The 21,840-nt window shown below is 73.0% G+C and carries 19 protein-coding genes and 1 pseudogene; 7 read left to right on the top strand and 13 right to left on the bottom strand.

The window, feature by feature from the left end; translation table 11 throughout:
* Positions 1–80: 80 nt before the first annotated feature.
* The 3 genes and pseudogenes from AB0M27_RS31760 to AB0M27_RS31750 all read right to left on the bottom strand — a co-directional run.
* A pseudogene (locus tag AB0M27_RS31760) lies at positions 81–206 on the bottom strand (FAD-dependent monooxygenase); the annotation flags it as partial.
* Positions 203–1,741 (bottom strand): FAD-dependent oxidoreductase, encoded by a 1,539-nt coding sequence (locus AB0M27_RS31755; protein ID WP_365726789.1) that lies wholly within the window; start codon positions 1,739–1,741, stop codon positions 203–205. The gene AB0M27_RS31755 and the pseudogene AB0M27_RS31760, both read right to left, overlap by 4 nt.
* Positions 1,738–3,168, bottom strand: a complete 1,431-nt coding sequence (locus AB0M27_RS31750) for an FGGY family carbohydrate kinase (RefSeq protein ID WP_365726787.1) — start codon at positions 3,166–3,168, stop codon at positions 1,738–1,740. Before AB0M27_RS31750 ends, AB0M27_RS31755 begins: the two co-directional genes overlap by 4 nt.
* Positions 3,169–3,419: 251 nt before the next feature.
* Here AB0M27_RS31750 and AB0M27_RS31745 point away from each other — a divergent pair, with 251 nt between their 5' ends.
* From AB0M27_RS31745 to AB0M27_RS31735, 3 genes are all read left to right on the top strand, one after another.
* The gene (locus AB0M27_RS31745) at positions 3,420–4,406 is read left to right on the top strand and encodes a hypothetical protein (RefSeq protein WP_365726785.1); all 987 of its coding nucleotides are present in this window, start codon (positions 3,420–3,422) and stop codon (positions 4,404–4,406) included.
* Positions 4,407–4,449: 43 nt separating this feature from the next.
* The gene (locus AB0M27_RS31740; RefSeq protein ID WP_365726783.1) at positions 4,450–5,982 is read left to right on the top strand and encodes an amino acid permease; all 1,533 of its coding nucleotides are present in this window, start codon (positions 4,450–4,452) and stop codon (positions 5,980–5,982) included.
* A 182-nt stretch (positions 5,983–6,164) separates the two neighbouring features.
* Complete coding sequence (locus tag AB0M27_RS31735) at positions 6,165–7,253, top strand: mechanosensitive ion channel family protein (RefSeq protein WP_365726781.1); 1,089 nt, start codon at positions 6,165–6,167, stop codon at positions 7,251–7,253.
* A gap of 77 nt (positions 7,254–7,330) precedes the next feature.
* On the opposite strand, the gene AB0M27_RS31730 is transcribed toward AB0M27_RS31735, so the two are convergent.
* From AB0M27_RS31730 to AB0M27_RS31720, 3 genes are all read right to left on the bottom strand, one after another.
* Positions 7,331–7,762, bottom strand: a complete 432-nt coding sequence (locus AB0M27_RS31730) for a hypothetical protein (protein ID WP_365726778.1) — start codon at positions 7,760–7,762, stop codon at positions 7,331–7,333.
* A gap of 32 nt (positions 7,763–7,794) precedes the next feature.
* Entirely contained in the window at positions 7,795–8,265 is a 471-nt protein-coding gene (locus AB0M27_RS31725) for an SHOCT domain-containing protein (protein WP_365726776.1), read from the bottom strand.
* A 120-nt stretch (positions 8,266–8,385) separates the two neighbouring features.
* A complete protein-coding gene (locus AB0M27_RS31720; protein ID WP_365726809.1) occupies positions 8,386–8,952 on the bottom strand; it encodes a DUF308 domain-containing protein in 567 nt (188 codons plus the stop codon).
* A gap of 318 nt (positions 8,953–9,270) precedes the next feature.
* On the opposite strand from AB0M27_RS31720, the gene AB0M27_RS31715 reads away from it, so the two are divergent.
* Positions 9,271–10,689 (top strand): DUF2252 domain-containing protein, encoded by a 1,419-nt coding sequence (locus tag AB0M27_RS31715; RefSeq protein WP_365726774.1) that lies wholly within the window; start codon positions 9,271–9,273, stop codon positions 10,687–10,689.
* 33 nt (positions 10,690–10,722) lie between these two features.
* On the opposite strand, the gene AB0M27_RS31710 is transcribed toward AB0M27_RS31715, so the two are convergent.
* From AB0M27_RS31710 to AB0M27_RS31685, 6 genes are all read right to left on the bottom strand, one after another.
* Positions 10,723–10,920 carry a hypothetical protein gene (locus tag AB0M27_RS31710; protein WP_365726772.1) on the bottom strand — a complete coding sequence of 66 codons (198 nt, stop codon included), beginning with the start codon at positions 10,918–10,920 and terminating at the stop codon, positions 10,723–10,725.
* A 101-nt stretch (positions 10,921–11,021) separates the two neighbouring features.
* The gene (locus AB0M27_RS31705) at positions 11,022–11,540 is read right to left on the bottom strand and encodes a hypothetical protein (protein ID WP_365726770.1); all 519 of its coding nucleotides are present in this window, start codon (positions 11,538–11,540) and stop codon (positions 11,022–11,024) included.
* A gap of 16 nt (positions 11,541–11,556) precedes the next feature.
* Entirely contained in the window at positions 11,557–13,185 is a 1,629-nt protein-coding gene (locus AB0M27_RS31700; protein ID WP_365726768.1) for an MFS transporter, read from the bottom strand.
* Between the two features lie 98 nt (positions 13,186–13,283).
* On the bottom strand, positions 13,284–15,896 hold the full coding sequence (locus tag AB0M27_RS31695) for a LuxR C-terminal-related transcriptional regulator (RefSeq protein ID WP_365726766.1): 2,613 nt from the start codon (positions 15,894–15,896) through the stop codon (positions 13,284–13,286).
* A gap of 231 nt (positions 15,897–16,127) precedes the next feature.
* The gene (locus AB0M27_RS31690) at positions 16,128–17,618 is read right to left on the bottom strand and encodes a hypothetical protein (protein WP_365726764.1); all 1,491 of its coding nucleotides are present in this window, start codon (positions 17,616–17,618) and stop codon (positions 16,128–16,130) included.
* A gap of 112 nt (positions 17,619–17,730) precedes the next feature.
* Positions 17,731–18,609 carry a YhjD/YihY/BrkB family envelope integrity protein gene (locus AB0M27_RS31685; protein ID WP_365726763.1) on the bottom strand — a complete coding sequence of 293 codons (879 nt, stop codon included), beginning with the start codon at positions 18,607–18,609 and terminating at the stop codon, positions 17,731–17,733.
* A gap of 291 nt (positions 18,610–18,900) precedes the next feature.
* Here AB0M27_RS31685 and AB0M27_RS31680 point away from each other — a divergent pair, with 291 nt between their 5' ends.
* Genes AB0M27_RS31680 through AB0M27_RS31670 form a run of 3 tightly spaced genes read left to right on the top strand, consistent with a single transcriptional unit; the run spans position 18,901 to position 20,172 of the window.
* The gene (locus tag AB0M27_RS31680; protein ID WP_365726761.1) at positions 18,901–19,359 is read left to right on the top strand and encodes a DUF6325 family protein; all 459 of its coding nucleotides are present in this window, start codon (positions 18,901–18,903) and stop codon (positions 19,357–19,359) included.
* Positions 19,360–19,408: 49 nt separating this feature from the next.
* Positions 19,409–19,735, top strand: coding sequence for an SHOCT domain-containing protein (locus AB0M27_RS31675; RefSeq protein WP_365726759.1), 327 nt, complete (start codon positions 19,409–19,411; stop codon positions 19,733–19,735).
* Positions 19,736–19,767: 32 nt separating this feature from the next.
* Positions 19,768–20,172, top strand: coding sequence for a DUF4186 domain-containing protein (locus tag AB0M27_RS31670; RefSeq protein ID WP_365726757.1), 405 nt, complete (start codon positions 19,768–19,770; stop codon positions 20,170–20,172).
* On the opposite strand, the gene AB0M27_RS31665 is transcribed toward AB0M27_RS31670, so the two are convergent.
* The gene (locus AB0M27_RS31665; protein WP_365726755.1) at positions 20,173–21,720 is read right to left on the bottom strand and encodes a M1 family metallopeptidase; all 1,548 of its coding nucleotides are present in this window, start codon (positions 21,718–21,720) and stop codon (positions 20,173–20,175) included.
* Positions 21,721–21,840 lie beyond the last annotated feature (120 nt).

The following is a 21,840-nucleotide window of genomic DNA, read 5'->3' as shown; positions in this document are numbered from 1 at the left end:
AGGCGGGCGTACGCGGGGCCGGTCAGCGGACGCGGCCACGTGCCGAAGCCGCGGTGTGCGCAGTGCCGTGGGACTCCGCCCGCCTCGGTCTCCCGCTCCAGGACCTCCACGCGCCCCACGCCGGCGGCGGCCAGCCGCGCGGCGGCCGCGAGTCCAGCGGGGCCGGCACCGACGACGAGGACGTCGACACGGCGTACGTCCGTCATGGCCGCCCCCTTCCGAACGGCTTCCGGCGCCGCACCGGTTCCCCGGCGGACGGCTCCGGTCGCGCCTGCTCCCCACCGGACCGCTCTCCGCGCACCGCCTCCCCGCCCGCAGGTTTCCCTGCCACCGACTCGCCCTCGGGAAGGTGCCGTTCGAACAGCTCGCGCACCGCCGCCCCGCAGTAGAACCCCTGACACCGGCCCGCCCGGGCCCGGGTACGGCGGCGCAGGCCCTCCAGGGTGCGGGGCGGGATCGTCCCCGCGAGGGCGTCCCGGATCTCGCCGCGGGAGACGCGCTCGCAGTGGCACACGAGGGTGCCGTACTCGGGGTCGGCGGCGATGAGTTCGGGCCGCTGGTAGGGGCGCGGGAAGGCCTCGCCGAGGTTGGGCATGGTCACCGGCTCGGGCTCGCGCACCGGGCCGAGGTCGAGCCCGTTCCCGGCCAGCAGGCCGGTGACATGCGCGGCGATGGCCATCGACGCGGTCAGTCCGGTGGAGCGGATCCCGCCGACGGTGACGTACGACTGCTCGGGGTGGGCGGCGATGCGATAGTCCTCCTGCCCGGTGGCCGCGCGCAGCCCGGCGTAGACGGCGGTGACCTCCTCGTCCAGGAGGGCGGGCAGGATGCGGCGGCCCTTGGCCCTGAGGCCGGCCAGGCCGTCGGCGGTGGAGCCGGTGGCCCGCTTGTCGTCCAGGTCCTCGGCGGTGGGGCCGAGCAGCACGTTGCCGTAGACGGTGGGCGCGACCAGGACGCCCTTGCCGAGCGCGGTCGGGACGGGCAGGAGGATGTGCCGGATGAGCGGGCGGGCGAACTTGTCGTACACCAGGAGCTGGCCGCGGCGCGGGGTGACGGCGAAGTCCTCGTGGCCGAGCAGCCGGTCGAGGGTGTCGCAGTGGAGTCCGGCCGCGTTGACCAGGTGGCGGGCGTGCAGGGGTCCGCGGGAGGTGGTGAGGCGCTGGCCGTCCCGCCGGCTCACTTGTTCCACCGTGGTGTTCAGGTGCAGGTCCACTCCGGCGCGGACCGCCTGGGTGGCGTACGCCAGGGTCGTCGTCCAGGGGCAGATGATGCTCTCGCCGGGCACGTGCAGGGCGCCGAGCGCTCCGGGGCCGAGGTGGGGCTCGCGGGTGTAGAGCTCGTGGGGGCCCAGTCGGCGCGTCTCGTGGTAGCCGTTGCGCTCGGCCTTCTCGGCCAGCCGGGGCAGGGCGGCGAGCTGCTCCTGGTCCCAGGCGACCAGCAGGGCGCCGACGCGTTCGACCGGGATGCCGGACTCGGCCGCGTAGGCGCCGAGCCGGTCGTAGCCCTCGCGGACCAGCCGGGCCTCCAGGGTTCCGGGGGCCGCGTCGAAACCGGTGTGCAGGATCGCCGTGTTGGCCTTGGAGGTGCCCTGCCCGACGTCGTCCTGGGCCTCGACCAGGGCGACGTGCAGGCGGGGGTGGCGGGCGAGTTCGCGGGCGACGGCGCAGCCGACGACCCCGGCGCCGACGATCACGACGTCGTACGTCCGTGTGGGCAGCGGGCCGTCCGCGGTGACGGTCATGAGCCGAGCAGGGCCTCTACGGCGGCGCGGAAACCGGCGCGGCGTTCGGCGGCCTGGTCGGCGGTGATGCGGGGTTCGTACACGGCGGCGGGCTTCCAGGCGGGCAGGGCCTGTTCGACGCCCAGGGTACGGTCCGCGCCGAGGCGGGCCAGGGCGGCCGCACCGAGTGCGGTCGCGTCGGGCAGCGCCGAGACCTCGACGGGGCGTTGCAGCAGGTCGGCCTGGGTCTGCATGAGCAGGGCCGAGCGGGTCAGGCCGCCGTCGACGCGGAGCGTGTCCAGCGGGGCACCGAGGTCGGCGGCGGCCGCGTCGGCGAGTTCGGCGACCTGGGCGGCGATGCCTTCGCACAGGGCGCGCACCAGGTGGCCGGGGCCGGTGTCGAGGCCGAGTCCGGTGAGCGAACCGCGCAGGTCGCCGCGCCACCAGGGGGCGGCGAGTCCGGCGAGGGCGGGGACGAAGGTGACGCCGCCGCTGTCGGGGACGGCGCCGCCGACGGGGTCGAGGTCGGCGGCGGAGGAGAGGACGCCGAGGTCGCAGAGCCAGCGGACGGCGGAGGCCGCGGTGTAGACCTGGCCGTCCAGGCAGTAGGCGGTGGTTCCGGCGAGCCGCCAGGCCACGCAGCTGACCAGGCCGGAGGTACCGCGCCGGGGCCGGTCGCCGCAGTGCGCGAGCAGGAACGCGCCGGTGCCGTAGGTGCACTTGGCGGCGCCGGGTGCGGTGACGCGCTGGGCGAGCAGGGCGGCCTGCTGGTCGACGATCAGTCCGGTGAGCGGGATCTCGCGGCCGAACGCCGTGGTGGTGCCGATGGGCTGGGCGTTGTCGGCGGGCTGCGGGAGCCGTTCGTCCGCCAGGCCGTACATCTCCAGCGCCCTCGGCGACCACTGCGCGCGGTCCAGATCGAGGAGCTGGGTACGGCCGGCGGTGGCGGCGTCGGTGGTGAAGGCGCCGGTGAGGCGGTGGACCAGCCAGGCGTCGGAGGTGGTGACGACGCCCTCGCGGGTGAGGTGGCGGCGGATCCAGGCCATCTTGGGCGCGGCGAAGTACGGGTCGAGGGGCAGCCCCGTCAGCTGCCGCAACTCCTCGGCGTGCTCGGCGAGTTCGGTGCACACGGTCTCGGCGCGCCGGTCCTGCCACACCAGGGCGTCGGTGAGCGGGCGGCCATCGGCCGGGTCCCAGGCGAGGACGGTCTCGCCCTGGTTGGCCAGGCCCAGCGCCACGACGCCCTCGCCGGCCTCGGCGAGCGCCTGCCGGCCGGCGTCGACCACGGAGTCGCACAGCCCGGCCGGATCCACCTCGACCAGTCCGCCGGGCAGATACCGGGGGCGGACCTCGGCGAATCCGGAACCCAGGACGCCGCGTTCCGGACAGACCACAAGAGCCTTGGTGCCGGATGTCCCCTGGTCGACGGCGAGCACCGGACCCGTCATCGCGCCCTGCCCCACTGTGCACCGAAGATCACCGCGCCAGCCTGCCGCCGCGGCGGGACGGCGTCAAGCACCCTCGGGTTTCCAACTGGCCTGAGTAAGTGGTTGAGTTGGCAACAATGGCAAGGCGGAACCCACGCCTCTATAGTGACCGCCGACCAGCGCCCCACCCCTCGATCGCCGCCCACAGGAGGGCTGTTGCCACGCCACCCCGCCAGCTCGCCCGCGCGCCAGTTGCCCGGGGCAGACGGCTGATGGCCAGAGAAGGACCCCGTCCCTCCTACGACCCCGCCGGTCCCGACCACGCCCTGCGCGCCGCCCTCCAGGACCTGCGCACCGGCCGCTGGATGGCCATGCGCACGCTGCTCGCGGATACTCCGCCCGGCCGGCAGTGGACCCAGCGCACCCAGGTCCTCGCGACGGCCGCCGCCGGCACCGACGTGGTGCGCGCCTGGCTCACGGAGGAGCCGGGCAGCGTCCACGCCGCGGTGATGCAGGCCCGGGTCGGGGTGGAACGGGCCCTGCGCGCCCAGCGCGAACGGCACCGCCGTACCCACGAGTTGTGGATCGAGGCCTGGGACGCCGCCCAGTCCGCCACGATGATCGCCCCGCAGGACCCGGTGCCCTGGGTGTGCCTGCTGGCGCTGGCCCAGCTGGATCCGGAGCAGCGCTGGGAGGAGCACCGGGTGCCCGCGCCCGAGCCGGTGCTGCCACCGGGCCCCTGGGGGCTGCTGGCCGAGGCCGGCCGGCGCGACCCGTACAACCGCGAGGCCCACCACCGGATGCTCCAGTTCCTGTACGCGCGCGGCGGATCGCGGCGGATCGCGGAGGCCGCCGCATACGCCCAGTGGGCCGCCGGGCAAGCCCCGCCGGGCTCGGCGCTGCACCTGCTGCCGCTGTACGTGCGCGTCGAGCGCTACCGGCGCGACAGCGGGCACGACGCGGCGCTCGACCTGCACTGGGTGGCGGAGGACGCGGCCCGGGAGGCGCGGCGCGCCCTGCACTCCTGGTTCGAGCAGACCCAGCGCGCCGAACGCTCGCTGCCGGACCTCAACCATCTGGCCCACGCGCTGTGGGGATCGCTCCAATTCCCCGACGCGGCAAGGGTGTTCGACGCCATCGGACCGTACTTCACGCCCCCGCCCTGGATGTACCGCACGCCCGACCGCGACCGTGCCGTGGAGGTCTTCGTCCAGGCCCGGGAACGCTGCCGGGCGTCCGCGGACGGCTCCCGCACCTGAACGGCCCCTGCTCCCCGACGCTCTCGACCCGGAGGTCCCCCGCATGTCCCCCACCCCCGAGCCCGCGCCCTCGCCGGGCCTGCCCCAGCAGGACGAGGAGAAGCGGCTGCGTGAACTCGGCTACCGGCCGGTGCTGGCCCGCCGCATGGGCGGTTTCGGCAACTTCGCGATCAGCTTCTCGGTGATCTCGATCCTGTCCGGCTGCATGACGCTGTACGGCTTCGGCCTGAACACCGGCGGCCCCGCCGTGATGCTGTGGGGCTGGGCGGGCGTCGGCCTGTTCGTGCTGTGCGTCGGCCTCGCGCTCGCCGAGGTCACCAGCGCCTACCCGACCTCGGGCGCCCTGTACTACATGGCGGACCGGCTCGGCGGCCGGCGCTGGGGCTGGTACACGGGCTGGCTGAATCTGCTCGGTCTGCTCGGTGCGATCGCCGGTATCGACTACGGCGCCGCCCTGTTCACCGGCGCGTTCGCCAACCTGCAGTGGGGCTTCACACCCACGCCCGGCAAGACCATGCTGATCTTCTGCGCCATCCTGCTGCTGCACGCGGTGCTGAACCTGTTCGGCGTCCGCCTGGTCAGCCTGCTCAACTCGGTGAGCGTGTGGTGGCATCTGGCGGGTGTCGCGGTCATCGTGGGCGCGCTCGCGATCGTGCCCGACCACCACCAGTCGGCGTCCTTCGTGTTCACGAAGTTCGTCAACGAGACCGGCTGGCACAACCCGCTCTACGTGGCGGCGATCGGCCTGCTGCTCGCGCAGTACACCTTCTCCGGCTACGACGCCTCCGCGCACCTGTCGGAGGAGACCTCGCAGGCCTCGGTGTCCGCGGCGCGCGGCATCGTGCGGTCCATCTGGGCGTCCTGGATCGCGGGCTTCGTCCTGCTCGCCGGCCTGACCTTCGCCATCCAGGACTACGACGCCACGCGCACCACCGACACGGGTGTGCCGCCGGCGCAGATCCTGCTCGACGGCCTGGGCACCGGCGGCGCCAGCGCGCTGCTGCTGGTGGTGATCGTCGCCCAGCTGTTCTGCGGCAACGCCGAGGTCGCGGCGGCCAGCCGGATGGTGTTCGCGTTCAGCCGCGACGGCGCCCTGCCCGGTTCGCATCTGTGGCGCAAGGTGAGTGGCCGCACCCAGACCCCGGTCGCCGCCGTCTGGCTGTCCGTCGTCGTGGCCGGTGTCCTCGCCCTGCCGTCGCTGTACTCGACGACCGCCTACAACGCGGTGACCGCCATCAACGTCATCGGCATCACCCCCGCCTACGCCATCCCCGTGCTGCTGCGGCTGCGCGCGGGCGACCGTTTCCGGCCCGGTCCGTGGCATCTGGGCCGCTGGAGCCGGCCGATCGGCTGGATCGCGGTGGTCTGGGTGACCTGTGTGACCGTGCTGTTCTGCCTGCCGCAGGCCTCGCCGGTCACCGTCGACACGATGAACTACGCGTCGGTGGCGCTCGCCGTCGTCCTGGTCCTCGCGACCGTCTGGTGGTACGTCGCCCGCCGTTCGTACGGCACGCCCACCGCCGCCGCGTACGGCAGCGACCTCGACCAGGCCGAACTCGCGGAGGGCATCGTCTGAACAACCTGCGCGAAGACGCCGGTCCGGGTGCGAACTGGTGTTCCGGATACGGCAGGATGAACGATCGCGTCGGTCAAGGGTGTTCCTCCGGCCGGCGCGATCGCACATCCCGCACATCGAGCAGGTGACAACGTGACGAGACTTGACAACTCCGCAGCCGACGCGCGCCCCGGAGGTGACCGGTGAACCGCGCGCTGACCCTGGACGACCTCGTCCTCGCCGGAATCGCGGTGGCGGCGGGTCTGGTGCTCGCCTTCTTGTCCCGCACCCTGCTGCGCTGGCTCGCCAAGCACGCCAAGCGGACCCGCTGGAGCGGCGACGACGTGATCGTGGACGCGCTGCGCTCGGTCGTGCCGTGGGCGGCGATCGCGGGCGGCGCGGCGGCGGCCGCGGTCGTGCTGCCGCTGACGCGTACCGTGCAGCACCACACCGACCAGCTCCTGGAGGTGTGGCTGATCTTCGTGGTGACCCTGTCCGCGGCCCGGGTGATCGCGGGTCTGGTCCGCACGGTCACCCAGTCCCGCTCGGGCGTGGCGGGCTCGGCGACCATCTTCGTCAACATCACCCGGGTCCTGGTCCTCGCCATCGGCTTCCTGGTGGTCCTGCAGACCCTCGGCATCTCCATCGCGCCCCTGCTGACCGCCCTGGGCGTCGGCGGTCTGGCGGTCGCCCTCGCCCTGCAGGACACCCTCGCCAACCTGTTCGCGGGCATCCACATCCTGGCCTCAAAGACCGTCCAGCCGGGCGACTACATCCGGCTCGGCAGCGGCGAGGAGGGCTATGTCGTCGACATCAACTGGCGTCAGACGACGGTCCGCCAGCTCTCCAACAACCTGGTGGTCATCCCCAACGGCCAGCTCGCCAAGGCCAACATGACCAACTACACGCATCCCGAGCAGCGGTTGACGGTGCTGGTGCAGGTGGGCGTCGGCTACGACTCGGACCTGGAGCACGTGGAGCGGGTCACGGCGGAGGTCGTCGCCGAGACCATGCGCGAGGTCGAGGGCGCCGTGCCGGACCACGAGCCCGCCATCCGCTTCCACACCTTCGGCGACTCCCGCATCGGATTCACGGTGATCCTCGGCGTCGGCGAGTTCAGCGACCAGTACCGCATCAAGCACGAGTTCATCAAGCGCCTCCACCGCCGCTACCGCGCGGAGGGCGTCAGCATCCCGGCGCCCACCCGGACGGTGGCGCTGCAGCAGGGTGCGGTGGTGATCCCGCAGCAGCGCAGCGGCGAGGAGCTGGCGCCGCCCGCCCGGGGCGACTAGGCCGTCTTCGCACAGGCCGGCCCGCACGACCCGGCGACGCTGACCACGCGGTGCCGGTCGTGCGGGTCAGGACCCTGCTACGGGCTCTCGGCGGATTCCCTGCCCTGTACCACGCATAGGGCCCAGATGATGAACGCGGACAGCGCGATCACCACGACGGACCACACCGGGTAGTACGGCAGGGACAGGAAGTTGGCGATGATCACCAGTCCGGCGATGGCCACGCCGGCGACGCGTGCCCACATCGACGGCGTGAACAGGCCGAAGCTGACGATCACGGCGATCGCGCCCAGGACCAGATGGATCCAGCCCCAGCTGGTGAGGTTGAACTTGAAGACGTAGTTCGGCGTCGTCACGAAGACGTTGTCCTGGGCGATCGCCATGATGCCCCGGAACACGCCGAGCAGCCCGGCGAGCAGCAGCATGACGCCCGCGAAGGCGGTCAGGCCGCCCGCCCATGCCTGCCTGGTGCTGCGGGTGTGGGCGCGGGCGGAGGGGGTCGTGGTCATAGCAGGCCTCGATTCGTTCTCGTGGGCGCGCCTCAGCGCCCGGTGGAGGTGGGTACGGACTCGCCGCCGCGCCGGACCGGGCCGGCGTCGCTGAGGACAAGCTCCTTGGCCCTGCGGAACTCGTCGTCGGTGATGTCACCGCGGGAGCGCATGGCGGAGAGCTTGGCGAGTTCGTCGGCGCTGCTGGTGCCGGTCGCGCCCTGCGCGGTCTGCCGGACGTAGGAGTCGAACGCCTCCTGCTGGGCGCGCGCCTGCGCCACCTCCCGCTGTCCCATGCCCTTGCCGCGGGCGATCAGGTAGACGAAGACACCCAGGAAGGGCAGCACCACACAGAAGATCGTCCAGCCGGCCTTGCCCCAGCCGCCCATGTCGTCGTCGCGGAAGATGTCGACGATGACCCGGAACAGCAGGACGAACCACATGATCCACAGGAAGAACACCAGCATGGACCAGAAGACACCCAGGACCGGATAGTCGTACGCGAGATAGTTCTGCGCGCTCATGTCTTTCCTCCATCCAGGGCACCGGCTCGCCGGGGTCGCCGAGCCGGTCCCCGCCGTTCTCACCATGCACACGGTCAAAGCGGCGCGTCCTCACCCGAGGCGGGTGATCGTGCGCCCCGTTCAGTCGGTGGGGCCGGGTGCGCCCGGCAGCGCCCCGCTCCTGCGCAGCGCGGCCCGCCACGTGAAGGCGACCGCCAGCTCGACCAGGCCCAGCAGCACGAGCCACAGACCTAGCAGCCGGGTCAGCGCCCGCGCCGACTCGGCGGGCAGCGCCAGCACCGCGATCCCGGCGACGATGCCGAGCAGCGCGGCACCCAGGACGACACCCCGGTGCGGCAGGTCCCTGGCGGCGATCGCCGTGTAGAGGGTGAACACGCCGGACACCAGCCACACGAGCCCGACGACCAGCGCCAGCGCGGTGATGGTCTGCAGCGGATGGCGCAGGCAGAGCACGCCTGCCAGGACGTACAGCACGGCGACCAGCAGGCCGGGCAGCCGGTCTGCGTGGTCCTCCCGAGCGAACGCCGTCACAAACCGGATCGCGCCGCCGAGCAGCAGGTAGAGGCCGAGGACGACGGCGAGGACGTGCAGCGTCTCGTCCGGCCAGACGAGGATCAGCACGCCCGGTACGAGCGTCACGATCGCCGACGCCAGGATCCAGGTCCAGGAGCGGGCGATCATCGCCATGGCCTGTGCGGGGCCGGTGCCCGCCGCGCCGGGCGGATACGACAGCCCGGCCCGCGGTTGCTGTCCACGCGGTTCGGTCATGGCTCCTCCTCACACGCTCGGCACCGGCCGCGCGCGCACTGCCGGCGGGGCGGCCCGCGGCCCTGGAGCGGACAGCATTCCCGGGGGATCCGCCGCGGCGGATCACCCGCCGCGGGTGATCCCTCCACCCGGACCGGGCGGTGGGGTGGAGCGGCGGGCGCTCGGCCCGTGTTCCCCGGCCCCGCGCGACCCGGGACCGGCGGCGAGAGGCGGGCCGCAGGACCAGGAGGGTGGATCATGGCCGCACCGAGTGCCGTCACCGTCGCTTCGTCGCCGGCCGACCGGGCGGCCCACGGCAGGAGGGCGCGGGGGCACGCACCGCGCTCGGGCCACGGCGTGTTCGAGGCCGCACCGGACCGACCGGACGTGGTCGACGTACTGGAGCGTCAGTCGGTCACTCGGGTGCCGGACTTGGTGCCGATCCGCTACGGCCGCATGCTCGAATCCCCCTTCCGTTTCTACCGTGGCGCGGCGGCGGTCATGGCGGCGGACCTGGGCTCGCTGCCCGGGACCGGGCTCCAGGTCCAGCTGTGCGGGGACGCCCATCTGCTGAACTTCGGGCTGCTGGCCTCCCCGGAACGGCATCTGGTGTTCGACATCAACGACTTCGACGAGACGTTCCCGGGCCCGTTCGAATGGGACGTCAAGCGGCTGGCGGCCAGTCTCGCCGTCGCGGGACGGAACAACGGCTTCACGCAGAAGGAGCAGGACGACGCGGTGCGCACCTGCGTGCGGGCCTACCGGGAGAGGATGCGGGAGTTCGCCGGCATGCGCACCCTGGACATCTGGTACGCCCGGGACGACGCCGACCGGATGCGCGGGCTGCTGGCGGCCTCGATGGACGAGGAGTGCAGGCGTCGCACGGCCGAGGCGGCCACCCGCGCCCGTTCCCGGACGCATCTGCGGGCCTTCGCCAAGCTCACCCGGCTCACCCCCGAGGGCCGCCGGATCGCCGCGGACCCGCCGCTGCTCACCCCGCTGCGGGAGCTGCGGGAGCTGCGGGGCGAGACCTCCCCCGACGAGGAGGACAAAGAGCTCCAGGCGCTGCTGGAGTCGTACGCGCGCACCCTGCCCGCGGACCGGCGGCACCTGCTGGGGCACTACCGGCTGGTGGACATGGCGCGGAAGGTGGTGGGGGTCGGCAGTGTCGGCAACCGGTGCTGGATCCTGCTGCTGCTCGGCCGGGACGACGACGATCCGCTGCTGTTGCAGGCCAAGGAGGCACAGGAGTCGGTGCTCGCGGCGCACACGGGCGGCGAGCGGTACGACAACCAGGGCCACCGGGTGGTGGCCGGGCAGCGGCTCATCCAGGCGGCCAGTGACATCTTCCTGGGCTGGACGCACGTCGCGGGCCTCGACGGGCGTCACCGGGACTTCTACGTACGGCAGTTGTGGGACTGGAAGGGCAGCCCCAGGCCGGAGACCTGGGACCCGGATCTGCTGAGCCTGTCCGGCCAGGTGTGCGGGGCCGCCCTGGCACGGGCCCATGCGCGGTCCGGAGATTCCGTCGCCATCGCGGCCTATCTCGGGGCCGGGGACCGCTTCGACCGCGCGCTGACCGGGTTCGCGCAGGCCTATGCGGACCGCACCGAGCGGGACTTCGAGGCGCTGCGCGAGGCCGTCCGCTCGGGCCGGATCGTGGCGGCCCATCTGTGAGGAACGGCCGTCCGGGCGGTCGCCGGGCGCCGGTCACTCCGGCAGCTGGCGCATCTCCACGACCCGGAGTCCCAGCGACTGGCAGCGGTTCAGCAGCCCATAGAGGTGCGCCTCGTCGATGACGGGACCGAACAGCACCGTCTGACCGGACATCATCACGTGATCCAGCTCCGGAAAGGCCTTGGTGAGGGTCTCCGACATCTGTCCGTCGACGCGGATCTCGTAGAGCATGGGCCGTTCTCCCGCCGCGTGCTGCGGTCTTGCCTGCGATCCTGCTCCGCCCGGCCGCACCGGGGCTCACCCGGCACAGGTGATTCCCGGGGGCCCGGGCCTCAGTGCGTCAGAGTGATCTTGAACATGGTGATCGCCAGGCCGAGCAGCAGATTGACCGCGGCGGTGCCCGCCACCAGGCTCCAGGACGCGCCCGCCTGCCGTGCGCCGGCCGCTGACCAGCCGACCTGGCCGGTCACGGCAACGGCGACCGCCAGCCAGACCGCGCCGTCGACGCCCAGGCCGAGCAGCGGGCTGACGGCGACGGCGAGGGCGGGCGGGACGGCCGCCTTGACGATCGGCCACTCCTCCTGGCACACCCGCAGGACCGTTCGCCGGTCCAGTGCCCGTTGTGCCAGACGGGCGCCGAACAGCTGGGCGTGGACGTGCCCCACCCAGAAGACGAGGCCGGTGAGCAGCAGCAGGACGACCAGTTCAACGCGGGGGAACTTTCCCAGCGCGCCGGCGCCGATCACCACCGACGCCGCGAGCATCGATCCGTACACGGCACCCGTGTAGTCAGCGTGGGCGCGGCGCTCGGCACGGCGTTCCCGTGCCTCGCTGCGGCCGGTGGAGGACATCGCCGCGCCTTCGCGCTCACTCCTCGGCGCCGGCCACTCGGGCCGGTGCGCCGCCCTTCGCCGGCTGCGGCCGGCGGGCCGGCGCGGTCGGCAGGTGCGGGGTGACGAGGAGGCTCGCGAGGGTGATGCCTCCGGTGGCGAGGATCGCCGCCCTCAAGCCGTCGAGTTGGGCCGAGGCGTACGCGGAGGTGAGGGCGTCGGCCTCGGACGGTGGCAGTCCGGCGCGCTGGGCGGCCGAGCGCACCTGGTCGGTGGGCACGAAGCTGATCCCGGCCTCCAGGCGGACACCGGTCTGCTGCCGGGTCTCGGCCGACAGCTGGGGATGGCTCTCCACCCCGGCGGTGAACGCGTGCGCCAGCGCGCCGATGAGCATCGACCCGATGAGCGCGGTACCCAGCGCCGAACCCAGGTTCTGCGCCGTGAACTGCAGGCCGCCCACCTCGCTGCGCTCCGCCTCACCGGCACTCGACTGGACGACGTTGCCCAGCTGGGAGGCGAGCAGCCCCATGCCGATGCCGAGCACCGCCATCGCGCCGGCGAACTGCGCGTTGTCGATCTCCGGTTCGATGGTGGCGAGCAGCCATACGATGGCCACGGCCAGCGTCAGCAGGCCCAGCCGCACGACCCGGCGCGGCCCCATGGTGCGGCCGAGCCGGGCGGCACCGAGGGAGGTGACGAGCATCGTGACGGACACCGGCAGCAGCCGCAGCCCCGTCTGGAAGGCGTCGAATCCCTGCACCACCTGCAGGTACAACGGGATGGTGAAGAACAGTCCGAGCAGGATCAGGTTCTGGCTCAGCAGGGTGAGCAGACCGGAGCGCAGGGGCGGCCGGCCGAACAGGGACAGGTGCACCAGGGGGTCGGCGCCCGTGGCCTCCCGCCTGCGGTCCCAGCGCACGAAGAGGGCCAGCACGGCCACCCCGGCGGCGACGACGAAGAGGGTGGGCGCGAAGCCCAGCACCGTGAAGGGCGGGTTGCGCGGGTGCACCCAGCCCCAGGTGCTGCTCTGCAGCACACCGAGCACGCCCAGCCCCAGTCCACCCGCCGAGAGCACCGCGCCGACGACGTCCAGCCGGGGCGGCGGTCCGGTTCGCGCGGCCTCCTTGATCACCCGGTGGCACAGCAGGACGACGAGGACGACCACGACCTCGCCCGCGAAGACGAGCCGCCAGGTCAGATACGTCGTCACCCAGCCGCCCAGCAGCGGGCCGACCGCGATTCCGGCACCCGCCAGACCGCCGATCACGCCGTAGGCCACGGCCCGGTCCTTGCCGCGATAGGCCTCGGCGACCAGGGCCGCCATCGCGGGCAGCACCATCGCCGCGCCGAGTCCCTCGATGACCGACCAGCCGAGGGCGAGCACCCACAGGGTGGGCGCCACGGCGGTGAGCGCCGAACCGGTGCCGTAGACGATCAGGCCGAGCAGGAACAGCCGACGCCGGCCGTGGATGTCGCCGAGCCTGCCTCCGATGATCATGAACGCTGCCATGACCAGCGCGTACAGCGTGATGACGGCCTGGATGGCGGTGACCTCGGTGTGGAAGTCCTCGACCAGTTGGCTGATGGAGACGTTCATGACGGACGTGTCCAGGACCATCAGGAACTGGGCCGTCCCGAGCACGATCAGAGTTCGCCAGTGTCCCATGGTGTCCACCACCTCGCCGCGTACTCCCGCCACCTTCAGGGGAGCGGGCGGTGCCGCTGCGCGCCTCACCCGTCACGGGCGAGACGCCCGGCCCCCGGTCAGATCAACCCGTGCTCGCGGGCCCGGCGCACCGCCTCGGCGCGCCCGTTCACACCGAGTTTCCGGTAGGCGCTCTTGAGGTGGGTCTTCACCGTGTTGACCGAGACGTACAGGTCGGCGGCGATCTCCTCCGCGGACATCAGGTCGGCCAGCCTGCCCACGACCTCGCGTTCGCGTCCGCTCAGCTCCTCGACGACCGGCGACAAGGGGTCCACGGCCGCCGCCGGACCACCGGGCGAGGCCGGGGCGGACAGGGTGAGCCAGCCGGCGGCCAGGCCCTGCAGCGGCGGTGTGTCCAGCAGGTGCCGGATCCGCGGTCCGGCTTCGAGGAAGGGGCGCCGCAGCCGCTCGCGCCGGGCCTCCCGCAGTGCGCGGGCGAGCAGTGTGCGCGCGGTGGCGACGTCGGACTCCTGAGCGGCCTCGGCGCGCACCAGGGCGGCCCGGACGGTCGCTCGCGGGCCGGTGCGGCCCTGGGTCCGCATGTGGTCGAGCAGGTCGATCGCCCCTTCGTGGTCGCCCGCTGCGAAGCGGGCCCAGGCCATCTCCGCCGCGCACCCGGGCTCACCGTCGCAGGACACGTCGTCGAGCACCTTCAGGGCGCTGTCCGGGCGGCCCTCGGCCAGATGGGCCGCGGAGGCGACCAGCGCCGTCTGCGCCTCCGCCCAGGGGGAGGTCACCAGGACCGGTACGTCGAGGTCGGCCGCCGCCGCGGCGGCCCGTGGCTCGCCCCGCGCCAGCGGCAGAAGTGCCGCCGCGAGGGACCGGCCGGCGGCCGTCACCGGATCGGCCGGGGCTGCCGAGTCCGCCACCTCGTCCAAGAGGGCCTGGGCCTGGGCCAGTTCGCCGCGATCGACGGCCACGGCCGCCAGCACCAGCTGCCCGAGGCCGGAGCCGCAGGACCGGGGGCGGCCGAGGCCGTACCGCTCCGCTTCCCGCAGGGCCGCCCGCGCCTTGCGCTCCGCCCGGCACAGCCAGCCGTTGAGGTAGTCGATCAGCGCCAGCTGCGCGAGGGCGTCCTCGCGTGGCAGCGCCGTGGAGACGCCGCTGCGGCATCCGGCCACCTCGGACAGGGCGGCGCGCGCGTCGTCGAAGTGCCCGGCCCACAGCCGGGCCGAGCCCAGGTGGGTCAGCAGCAGGGCGGTGAACTCGGGGTGCTTCTCCAGCAGCTGGGCGGAGACTTCGGCGCGCAGTTGCCCGGCCGTCGCCACGGCCTGTTCGGCCATGCCGGGCGAGCCGGTCAGCCGGGCCGCCAGGGACTGCAGCAGCACACAGCTCAGCCGGCCCGCGGCGTCGGTCTGCGCGCCGAGGCGCTCCTCGGCCCGGCGCAGATGGACCAGGCCGCGTTCCACGTCGGACGCGGACAGTTCGCGCGCGGCGCGCACGAGGTCCGCCGCCGCGTTCGTCGCCTCGGGCCCCATGCGGGAGAACAGCTCGGTGAGGTCGCTCGCGCGCAGGCCGGTGAAGAGCTGGCCGATCGCCAGGTCGTCGACGAGGGTCTGGGCGGTGAGGTTCCAGTCGCCCGCGGCGGCGCCGTGCGACAGTGCCTCGGCCAGGGCACCGGAGCCGCGCAGCCATTGCGCGGCGCGCCGGTGGAGTTCGGTCTCGAGCCCTGGCGAGCGGACCCTCAGATGGACCCGGAGGATCTCACCGAACAGCGGGTGCAGGCGGTACCAGGAGTGCCCGAGGTCCTCCACGAACGCGTTCTGGCCGTGCAGTGCGGCGAGGTCCTGCTCGGCGCCGCCGCGCCCGGTCAGCTCCGCCACCAGTGCCGGGGTGAACCTTTCCACGACGCTGACGCGCAGCAGGAGATCCTGTGTGCGGGCCGGCTGCCGTTTCAGCACCTCCGCCAGCAGGAAGTCGGCGATCGGGCTGCGGCCCGCCTCGAAGTCCTTCAAATACGTCTCGGGGTCCGGGCTCTGCCGGGCGGCCAGGGCGCACAGGCGCAGCCCGGCGGCCCAGCCTCCGGTGCGCTCCACCAGGGCACGGGTGGCCTCCGCGGGAAGCCGCAGCCCGTGCAGGTCCAGGAGCGCGGCGGCCTCGTCGTCGGTGAAGGCCAGCTCGGCGTCCCGGATCTCGGTCATCGCCCCGGCCGCCCGGTAGCGGTGCAGCGGCAGCAACGGCTCGGTGCGGGTGACGAGGACCAGGCGCAGTCCCTGACCGGCGTGGTGCAGGACGAACTCCAGCTGTTCCGCGATCCGTGCCGAGGTCACCCGGTCGAACTCGTCCAGCACGAGGACGACGGGCCGCTCCCGCCCGCTCAGTTCGTCGGCGAGACGGGCCAGCAGCTTGCGGTCCACGCGATTCGCCTCGCCGGGGCAGCCGAGGTCGGCCGGGAGCGGTACCACGGCGGCCCGCAGGGCCTGGAGCACATAGGCCCAGAAGACTCCGCCGCCCTGGTTTCCCACCTCGTTGGTGAACCAGGCGACCGGTTGTCCGAGCCGGGCGGCCCAGTCCGCGACCAGCAGGGTCTTGCCCGCGCCGGCCGAGCCGTTGACCATCGTCAGGGGGGTCTCGAAGGCCTGGTCGAGGCGTTCGGCGAGCCGTGGACGGCGCAGGAACGTGGCCGGCGTGGCCGGCAGGGCGAACCGGGTCTGCAGAAACGGCTCTCCCATGGGATCGACGTGCGTGACGGCCGATCGCCTCGTCTGCTTCTGCCGCGTGGTCACAGGGTCACCGCCCTGTCGTCGGGCTTGCGGAGCGGGCTCCACTCGATCAGGATCCCAGCCTTTCGGCCGTCCCGCAGTTCGCACCTGGCCGCTCGGCCCGTCCACGCCTCCCGGCACCGCACCCGAAGGTCCCTGAGCCGGCCGCGGTCGCCGGGCCGGCTCCGGTGAACGCCGCTGTCAGCGCTCCTTCCCGGGCCGACCCGGCGCGCCGCGGGACGCCTCCAGCTGCACCCTGCCCGCGGCCGCCAGCAGCGCGAGCAGCGCCAGGACGCCGAGCAGGACGAGGACCAGCAACAGGACGGTGAGGGCCGTCGGGTGGTTCCAGAGCGCGAAGACGAGCGCGATGATCAGCAGGGCGAGGAGCGAGACGGCCCGGCGGTAGGCCAGCACGTACGCGCCGACACGCCCGGCGCTGATGTGATGGCCGGCCGCCCAGCGCGCCGCGGTGTCCGCCGTCTGGTCGGAGTAGCCGCGGACGGCCACGGGCAGCCGTCCCGGACCCACGAGATAGGCGCCCAGGGCGATGGCCACGCCCAGGACGACGGCCGTACGGAGGCTGACCCGCAGAAAGCGCAGCAGCGTGTCGAAGACGGCCGCCGCCGCGGCCCTCGACAGCACTTCGGGCGGCAGGTGATTGAGGTAGTAGTCGCGCGCCACGACCAGGCCGAGGGCCACCACCAGGCAGGCGAAGGCGGCGCCCAGCGCGGTGCGCGCCAGGGCCCGGCGCCGGTGGCGGGCCAGGAAGACCCCGGCGGCACCGAAGAGAACGACGAGCACCGGGAACCAGTTCCCGACGACGTCGAGGAGGCGGGCGCCCTTGCGGAGCTTGCCGAGCTCGTCGGAGTGGAACAGCACCAGTTGCTTGTTCACCTGCGGGATCCTGGCGGCGGGTTTCAGGCCGGCGTCGACGAGCTCGTTCTTCACCCGGTCGACGGCCGTACCCACATCCAGGGTGACGGTGTCGTCGCTGACGCCGAACGCACCGCGTCCCTTGCCGGTCAGGGCGTGCACGACGGCGTTGTGGGCGGCGCGGTTGGCGTTGCGCCACACCGTCACGAAGACGTCGCTGTGGACGACGCGGGTGGCGATCTTGGTCACGGCCGTGTCGACGGCGGAGTCGATCGTCGGTCCGAGCCGGCTGACCGCGTCGGCGGCGAGCGGCGGCAGGCCCTGGGACCGCAGCCAGGAGGCGATGTCCCCGGCGACCCGCTTGCCGTCGACGTAGGCTCCCACCACCTCGGTGATCCGGTGGACCGCCGCGTCCTGGACGGCCGGTTCGGTGGCCAGCGGCGCGACCGTGGACACATAGCGGTCGGTGTCGAGCGCGATGTCGTGCACCCAGGTGGCCAGCAGCGCGACGGGTACGAGGATGCAGGTCAGCACGATGAGCGCGGCCGAGGCGGTGGTGCGCGCGACGCGGCCCGCGGAGCGGCCCACCGGCGGCTGTTCACGGTCCGACGCAGGTGGCACCGGATAGGGCCGCTGCGGGTCCTGACCCGGCCGGTCCGCCTCCCCGCCCGCCCGGTCCGAGCCGTTGTCCGCCCGGTGCGCGGCCGCGTCCGGCCCCTGCGCGTCCTCCGGCTGGTGCGCGGCCCCGTCCCGTCCCGGCCCGTCCCCCGGCTGGTGCGGGTCCGGCTCCGGTGGCTGCGGGTCGGGCGGCTTGTTCACGGGACCTCCGGCCGCGGGGTGGCGTGCCTGAACATCCCCATTCCGGCAGCCCCGTGGACATCGCGCGCGCCGGGTGGACCGTACGGGCGACACCGCACCCCACGGCGAGGCTTCACGAGCCCCGCGCCGCGCGTTCGCGCAGCGGAGGCGGGCTGCCGAGGCGGCCTGCCAGGAAGGGCTCCTGCGCCACTACTGCGCCCGCGCTGACGCCGACGGCCGCGGCGACGCACACCACGATCAGCCAGGACAGGAGCACGAACACGGAGCCCACGGAACCGTAGTCGGCCAGGGCGCGGTCGAGGGCCCGCGGCATGTACAGACGCGCGGTCACCGCCACCGCGGTGAGGAGGGTCGCCGTGATCAGGGCGCCCGGCAGCAGGGGCTTCCAGCCGACCAGGCCGCCGAGCAGCAGATGCTGGGTCCACCACCACAGGCCCACCTGGCTGACCCAGGTGAGCGGGATGCCGAGCCAGGCGCCGGTTCCGAAGCCGTCGCGCAACGGGCCCTGGAGCACCAGGACACCGAGCCACAGGGCCAGCCAGGCCAGCCACCGCCAGGGGGCGGTCCGGGTTCCGGTGCGCGGGATCTCCCAGGCTCGCTTGCACAGGCGTTGCATCGCCCGGCTGACGGCGGTGGCCGACAGCAGCACCATCAGTCCGCCCACCACGCCGGTGGTCTGCTTCAGGTCGCCGGACGTGGGCTGGAGCACCTGCTCCAGCTCGGCACGCGACTTGCCGGTCAGTCCGAAGACCGCTGTCACGGAGGCGATCAGCTGATGGCGCACCGCCTCCGGAGCGCACGCCGCGAACACGAACAGCAGGGGGACCGCGGCCAGGAAGCACTGCGCCGCGAGGCGCGTGGCGGAGTCGAAGATGTTCACGGACACCATGCGGTCCGCGAGATGCGTGACCACGGGGAACCGGCTTTCCGCCCGCCGGTGGACCGATGTCGCCCAGGCGGCCAGCTTCTTGGCACGCCCTGCCGTCGCCATCAGGGTCCCGGGGGGAGACTCTGCGGGCACGCCCGGCCCCCGCCCGCTGACGGCACCCCGACGGTCGGCATGACATCGCTCCTTTCCCTGGGAACCAGGGTGGAGGGACGAGCGCCCCACGGCACTCCGGCGCCCGGCCGATGGGCAGCTGCCCGCCGCCACCGCCCGCTGAATATGCGGGCGGTGGCGCCGCGTGGTGGACTGGAAAGGCAACGGGGGGCCGGCGAGCGTCGGCCGGGGGGCGACGGGCGGGCGAGCGGTACCCTCCCCTGCGCCTCATGAGGAGAAGCCATGGACAGCGTCGAAGAGATGGGGCCCGTCGACTACCTGGTCATCGAGTTCCCCGGCAACCGAATGACGGGAGAGGCGTTCCCGCTGCTGGTCGACCTCGTCGACCGCGGGATCGTCCGGATCATCGACCTCGCCTTCGTGCGGAAGGAGACCGACGGCTCGGTCGTCGGACTGGAGTTGCAGGACCTGGGCGACGAGACCGATCTGACGGTGTTCGAGGGAGCCTCGGCCCGGGTGCTCGACCAGAGCGACCTCGAGGAGGCGGCCATCGCGCTGGAGCCGGGCAACTCGGCCGCGGTGCTGGTCTACGAGAACCTGTGGGCGGCTCCCCTGGCCGGCGCGCTCAGGCGCAGCGGAGCGCAGCTCGTCGCAAGCGGCCGGATACCCGTGCAGGCTCTGCTGGCGGCGCTGGACGCCACGGAGGAGACGGTGCCGCCCGGCGGTTCCGCGGCTGCCTGAACCGGAGTGTCCCGTATCCCGCCGCATCGACCCATGGAGATGACCGAACATGCCCGGACTGCTTCGCGGCGTCGCCCGCACGGCCGTCGTCGCCGGTACCGCCACCGCCGTGTCCAACCGCGTCTCACGGCGGCAGGCCGGCCGGTGGGCTCAGCAGGACTACGAACGACAGCAACAGTACGAGCAGCAGTACGCACCACCGCGGTACGCGCAGCCGCAGCGGGCGGCGCCGCCCGCTCCCGCCGCACAGCCGGCCGCGGCCGCCGACGACATGACCGAGAAGATCGCTCAGCTCAAGCAGCTGGCGGACCTGAAGGCCCAGGGCGTCCTGAGGAACGAGGAGTTCGCGAGCCAGAAGCGCCTGCTCCTGGGCTGAGCCACGTCCCCACGACGTACGCTCGGCACAGCATGACCACCTCGCCCGACCCGCGTTCGCTGGACCGGAAGCTGGACGCGATCGCCCGCCAGCCGTTCCGGGCCGGGTTCCGTCTGCGCGGCCGGGACCGGGCGACCGCCGAGCTGAAGGGCCCGGCGACGATCCGGTGGCATGCCTACGACCTGATCGCCAGGCGGCTCGCGCCGGCCGAGCCGTACAAGGACGGCAAGCAGACGCCGTACCGCGGTCACCCGGTCTTCGTCGCCCAGCACGCGACGGCGACCTGCTGCCGGGGCTGTCTGGAGCGCTGGCACGGGATTCCCAAGGGGCGGGAGCTGACGCGTGTCGAGCATGTGTACGTGGTGGACGTGATCTGCCGCTGGATCGAGCGGGAGATGACGGGCGGGACCGGTCCAGGTCCCGCCCGTCACCGCTGATCAGAGCGTCGCGGAGTTCTCGTGCCAGTGGCCGCCGCGCCTGCTGTGCGGGGCCATGAGCGAGGAGGTGACCGGGGTCACCGTCCAGTCGGGGTGGCCCGGCATGCGCGGGGTCTTCGTGCCGTACAGCCAGTCGCGCAGGAAGCCGGACTGGTCCTGGCCGGAGACCTCCGAGGCGACGGCGATGAAGTCGGCCGTGGACGCCGAGGAGTTGCGGAACCGGTCCAGGAAGGTGCGCTCGACGGCGTGGAAGACGTCCTCGCCGACCAACTGGCGGAAGGCGTACAGGACGAGGACGCCGCCCAGATAGCGCTGGCTGTCGAAGAGGTTCGTGGCGTTGGGGGCGGCCACCGGACCGGAGTCGTGGCGCCACTGGTCGCCGCGGGCGTAGGTGTCCTTCATCCGGGCCTCCATCGTGGTGAGCCCGAGGGAGTCGGTCCAGCCGCGCTCGTAGCGGTAGAGCAGCCCGTAGAAGTCGGCGTGTCCCTCGTTCAGCCACAGGTCGGCCCAGGTGGCGGGGCTGACCAGGTTGCCGAACCAGGAGTGGACCAGCTCGTGCATCATGTGCGAGCCGATCTTCTTCTCCTCCTGGAGCAGGAAGTTCGGCTTGTACAGGGTGAGGGTCTGGGTCTCCAGGCCGGTGAAGTCGAAGGCGTTCGGGTCGTCGGAGTTGCACGGCAGCAGGCCGTACGTCTCGAACGGGAAGGCGCCGAGGCGGTCCTCCAGCCACGTCACCAGGCCGGGGGTGAGCGCGAGGGCCGGTTCCAGGGCGGCGGCGCGGGCCGACGGGACCACGTCGCGCAGGGGCAGGCCGTGCGGTCCCTGCCGGTCCTTGATCACATAGTCGCCGACGGTGATCTGGACGAGTTCCGTGGCGATCGGCGACAGGGAGCGGTACGAGTACGCCGTGCGGCCGCCGCTCAGGCTCTCGGTGCCGGTGAGCACGCCGTTCGCGACCCCGCGCAGCCCGTTCGGGACCGTGATGCGGAAGGTGAAGTCGGCCTTGTCCGAGGGGTGGTCGTTGCACGGGAAGACGGTGTGCGCGGAGTTCGGCTGCGGGCAGATCGCGAAGCCGTCCGGGGTGGGCACCCAGGCCGTGTGCGAGAGGGTGCCGCGCGGGTCGGCGAAGTAGCCGACCCGGACGGTCGCCACCGCGTTCGCCGCGAGCGGCCGGGCGGGCGTGATCCGCAGTTTCTCCTGGCCCTCCTCCCAGACGGCCGTCGTGCCGCAGACCGTCACGGAGCGTATGTCCAGGCCGAGCGCGTCGAGCGAGAAACGGGTCAGCGCCCGGGTCGTGCGGATCTTGAGGGTGGCGGTGCACTCCACCCGCTGGGTCGTGGGGTCGTAGGCGAGGTCGAGGTGGTACGACGACACGCGGTAGCCGTCGTTGCCGAGGGCCGGGAAGACAGGGTCGCCGAGGGTCTCGGGGCCCGGCTCCCCCGTGCGCCTGGCCGTGCCGGCCGCCAGGGCGGGGGAGCCGACGGTCAGCGCCGTGGCCGTACCGACGAGGGCGGCCGCCGGGGCCGTCACTCTGCTGCGATATCTCATGGTCCGCCTTCGCTCGGGCGGCCGGGTGGTCGGTCCGGCCGCCGGTCGGTGACGATCACCCGTGGTCTGCGGGTGAGGATCACCCGTGGTCTGCGGGTGATCATTTGTCATGACCACCAA

Origin of the sequence: Streptomyces sp. NPDC052107 (assembly GCF_040680215.1) — a bacterium.
In the GTDB taxonomy this organism is placed as follows: domain Bacteria; phylum Actinomycetota; class Actinomycetes; order Streptomycetales; family Streptomycetaceae; genus Streptomyces.
Note: the sequence above shows the minus strand (reverse complement) of the source record. Positions and strands in the feature narration are given on the sequence as shown.